Source organism: Streptomyces populi (genome assembly GCF_002911015.1).
Lineage (GTDB): Bacteria > Actinomycetota > Actinomycetes > Streptomycetales > Streptomycetaceae > Streptomyces > Streptomyces populi.
The window spans coordinates 1-4,227 of the sequence record NZ_KZ627058.1 but is presented as its reverse complement, the minus strand read 5'-3'; the positions used below and the strand labels follow the sequence as shown (position 1 = coordinate 4,227).

Below are 4,227 nucleotides of genomic sequence, written 5' to 3'. Positions count from 1 at the left end.
CGTGCCGGTACATCGAATGCCCGCAGGCCGGACGGATCGGAACCGGCGCTCACCGACCCCCACCTCTCGACCCCGCCGAGATCCGTCCGGATGCGGGCGGATGTACCGGCACGGCCCCGCCCCACGACGCACCGGCGCCCCCGAGCGAACCGTTCCTCGCCCCGGGACTTCGGCCGGATCCGGCACTGGGCGCCCCGGGGTGAACCGTTCCTCGCCCCGGGACCTCGGCCGGATCCGGCACTGGGCGCCCCCGAGCGAACCGTTCCTCGCCCCGGGACCTCGGCCGGATCCGGCACTGGGCGCCCCGGGGTGAACCGTTCCTCGCCCCGGGACTTCGGCCGGATCCGGCACTGGGCGCCCCCGAGCGAACCGTTCCTCGCCCCAGCACCTCGGCCGGATCCGGCAGAAGGACAACCGCACGGACGCCGGGCGCCGCCCCACCTCAGGCCAGCAGCCCCGACGACCTCCACAGCCGCCGCCCCGCCCCCCGCAGCACCCCGATCTCGTCCAGGAAGTCCGTCAGCTTCCTGGCCCCGTTCTGCATCACGTCCCGCCGGTGCCCACTGGCCTTGACCTGGGCCATGGCCTCGCGCTTGTCGAGCCCGACGTTCGTGTAGACCTCGGGATTGACGAAGGCCACCGAGAACACCCGCGCGAACTCGCCCGAGGTGACCCGCGTGAACTCCTGCGACCACCGCGGAGCGGTCAGCATCTGACGCCGCAGCTCCTCCCGGGCGTACCGGACGTGCCGAGCCTCCTCCACCACGTGGATCCGCGTGACCCCCCGGACGAGGGTCTGCACCCGCTCGTCCGGGAACGTCAGCCGCTGCATCCAGTCGAGGACCTCCTCGCCGAGCAGCGTCGCCGTGAAGGACCCCGGAGTGGTCGAGATGGTCTTGAACAGCCGCCCGAGGTTCATGTGCGCCCGGCTCACCGGGTAGTGCGGCGTGCCCCCGCGCGCGATCAGCCGCGCGAACATCTTCGAGTGCCGGCACTCGTCCTCGATCTCGGTCAGCGCGTACCGCACGTGCGCGCTCGTGGCCGCCTTGTCGTAGATGTGCCGCACCAGCAGCTGCATCAGGATGATCTCGAACCAGATGCCCAGCGAGGCCAGTGCCGCCGCCTCGTGCTGGGACAGTGCGATCCGCTGCTCCTCGCCCATCTTCCGCCACAGCGGGGTGTCGTACAGCGACACCAGCTCGGGCGGCCAGAACCACTTGCCCTCCTCGAAGGGCGCGTCCCAGTCGAGCTCCTTGTCGGGGTCGAAGGAATGCTTGGCGGAGGAGTCGAGGAGGCGCTCGGCCACCTGCTCCCGGTCCTTGAGCAGACCGAGCGCGTCACGGAGCACATCGGCTTCGGGCACCGTCGTCATGGCTGTTCCCACCTCGTCGTACGGGATCGCTTCAGGGGTTACCGGCAGTCACGACTTATGAGACTGCTTGTCAGCAAGCTCGTCAATCCCCTGTGCCGGACTTGTTGACGACGCGTCTACTCCATGTGAGCCTGCGAGGTATGCCGACGCATGAGCTGTACGCCGCGGATTCGGGAGATCCCCTCTGGCAGGTACCGGCCTCGGGGGCGGCCCGCTTCAACTGGGAGTACGACGACGGTCGTGACCGGCTGCTCGCCCTCTACCAGAAGGGCAAGGACAAGCAGTGGGACGGCCAGAAGCGCATCGACTGGAGCCTGGAGGTCGACCCCGACGACCCGCTCGGCACCCCGGACGAGTCGCTGACCCTGTACGGCACCCCGTACTGGGCGAAGATGACGGACAAGGACAAATGTGAACTGCGCAGGCACTACGCCGCCTGGCAGTTCAGCCAGTTCCTGCACGGCGAGCAGGGCGCCATGGTCTGCGCGGCGCGGATCGTGGAGTCGGTCCCCGACCTCGACGCCAAGTTCTACTCGGCCACCCAGACCATGGACGAGGCCCGGCACGCGGAGGTCTACTCCCGCTTCCTGCACGAGAAGATCGGGATGCTCTACCCGATCAACGACAACCTGCGGTCCCTCCTCGGCGACACCCTCCGCGACTCGCGATGGGACATGCCCTACCTCGGCATGCAGGTACTGATCGAGGGCCTGGCCCTGGCCGCCTTCGGGATGATCAGGGACACCACCGACAAGCCGCTGCCGAAACAGATCCTGTCCTACGTGATGCAGGACGAGGCCCGCCACGTCGCCTTCGGCCGCATGGCCCTGCGCGACTACTACAAACAGCTCTCCGACGCCGAACTCCGCGAACGCGAGGAGTTCGTGATCGAGGGCTGCTACCTGATGCGGGACAGGCTGCGCGGGGTCGAGGTCCTGGAGAACTTCGGCATCCCGAAGGCGCAGGCCGAGGAGTTCAGCGAGAACTCCGAATTCCTGCACCTCTTCCGCCAGTTGCTCTTCAGCCGCATCGTCCCGTGCGTCAAGGACATCGGCCTGTGGGGCGAGCGGCTCCAGCGCGCCTACCTGGACATGGGCGTCTTCGAGATGGGCAACTCGAACCTGGACCTCCTGATGGAACAGGACGAGGAGCTGGCCGAACAACTGGACGCGGAACGCTTCGCGGCCGAGGAGCGAGAACGCGTGACGGAGATCGAGACCACGATCGAAGAGGGCCGCGAAGCCGGGTGACCCCGGAACCGCCCCACCCGCCCGCCAGGAGGCACCCCCACCCCCGCACCCCCACCCCCGCACCCCGGGATCGCGCCGGAAACAGCCTCCCCGCCCCGACCCCGGTCCGGGATGATCGCTCCATGACCCCGTCGATCACCCCGGACCGCACGGCAGCCCGGCGCAGCCTCGAAGGCCTGGCCCTCGGCGACGCCTTCGGGGAGCGCTGGTTCCCCCTCTTCAGGGACCGGAAACAGGCCTACGAGGAGATCCGCGCCCGGCGGACCCCGCAGGAGCCGGCCTGGCACTGGACCGACGACACGGCGATGGCGCTCGGCATCATGCGGGTCCTCGACGAGCACGGCGAGATCCGCCGGACCGAGCTGGCCCAGGCCTTCGCACTCGGCTTCGAGGCGGACCCGGCCCGCGGATACGGGCGCGGCATGTGCGAACTCCTGCCCAGGCTGGTCCAGGAGCCCGACCGGTGGCCGGAGCTGGCGCGCGGGCTGTTCGGCGGTGAGGGCAGCCTCGGCAACGGGGCGGCGATGCGTGTCGCTCCGCTGGGAGCGTGGTTCCACGCGAGCCTGCGGGACGTCGCCGAGCAGGCCGCGCTGTCGGCCGAGGTGACGCACGCGCACCCGGAGGGCATCGCGGGCGCCGTCGCGGTGGCGACGGCGGCCGCGTTGTCCGTCCGCGGCGAGTTGGACGTCGCCGTCGTCGCGGCGGCGACCCCGCGGAGCGCCGTCCGGGACGGCCTGGAGAGGGCGGCCGGCCTCGCCTTCTCCACGGCTCCGTGGAAGGCCTCGGACATCCTGGGCTGCGGTCAGCGGGTCAGGGCCGACGACACCGTCCCGTTCGCCCTCTGGTGCGCCGCCCGCCACCCCGACGACCTGACCGCGGCCCTGTGGAGCACCGCCGAGGGCTTCGGCGACGTCGACACGACGTGCGCGATCGCCGGCGGGATCGTGGCGGCCCGCACCGGCGTCGGCGCGGTGGCAGCCGACTGGCTGAGCCGCAGGGAAGCGGTACCCGGAAAGGCCGGGTGATCCGCTTCCCCCGGCTCGACCGCGGCTACTGCGCCAGGGCTTCGGACTCCGGACGCCCGGAGCCGTCCGTCGCCTCCGGAGGGAAGGAGGTCCGCAGGTCGAAGGCGTACGGGGTGGGACCGTGTTCCCGCAGGTGCAGCAGACGGGACTCGGCCTCCGGGACCGTGGGGCGGTGGCCGGCCGGGACCCACCACAGGGCGGTCGCCGCCTCCTCCAGCCGCTCGAACCACTCGCGACGCCGCGCCATCAGCTCGCGGTGCCGGCCCTGGTACATGAACGCCGTCAGCGCGTTCGTGTCGCGCCAGGTGGACATGTTGACCATCATCCACGCGTCGCCGAGGACACGGATGTCCGTGGCGTCGCCACTGTCGTCCTGTAGACGCCAGACGAATCCGTCCGCGGTGTCCGCGACGGCGTTCACGGGTTCGAGGGCTTCCACGAAACCCTTCAACTGGGGTGAGTCCAAAGGTGCTTTGAGGCGGGCGATGTTGACCTGGGCGAGCTCGAACGAGGCTGTCGACGAAGTCATGGTCGAACGGTAGGTCGGCCGCGAGGACGGCCACAGCCCCCGTCTCACGGA

Annotated in this window: 4 protein-coding genes; 2 read left to right on the top strand and 2 right to left on the bottom strand. The window is 70.4% G+C overall.

Translation table 11 applies throughout. The annotated features are described in order from the left end of the window. Positions 1 to 442: 442 nt before the first annotated feature. Positions 443 to 1,372, bottom strand: a complete 930-nt coding sequence (locus CW362_RS42410) for an AurF N-oxygenase family protein (protein WP_103554907.1) — start codon at positions 1,370 to 1,372, stop codon at positions 443 to 445. A 140-nt stretch (positions 1,373 to 1,512) separates the two neighbouring features. Here CW362_RS42410 and CW362_RS42405 point away from each other — a divergent pair, with 140 nt between their 5' ends. Both CW362_RS42405 and CW362_RS42400 read left to right on the top strand, forming a co-directional pair. After that, positions 1,513 to 2,622 carry a ferritin-like domain-containing protein gene (locus CW362_RS42405; protein WP_103554906.1) on the top strand — a complete coding sequence of 370 codons (1,110 nt, stop codon included), beginning with the start codon at positions 1,513 to 1,515 and terminating at the stop codon, positions 2,620 to 2,622. A 122-nt stretch (positions 2,623 to 2,744) separates the two neighbouring features. Then, positions 2,745 to 3,647, top strand: coding sequence for an ADP-ribosylglycohydrolase family protein (locus tag CW362_RS42400; protein WP_103554905.1), 903 nt, complete (start codon positions 2,745 to 2,747; stop codon positions 3,645 to 3,647). Positions 3,648 to 3,672: 25 nt separating this feature from the next. On the opposite strand, the gene CW362_RS42395 is transcribed toward CW362_RS42400, so the two are convergent. Beyond that, a complete protein-coding gene (locus CW362_RS42395; protein ID WP_103554908.1) occupies positions 3,673 to 4,176 on the bottom strand; it encodes a DUF3291 domain-containing protein in 504 nt (167 codons plus the stop codon). Positions 4,177 to 4,227 lie beyond the last annotated feature (51 nt).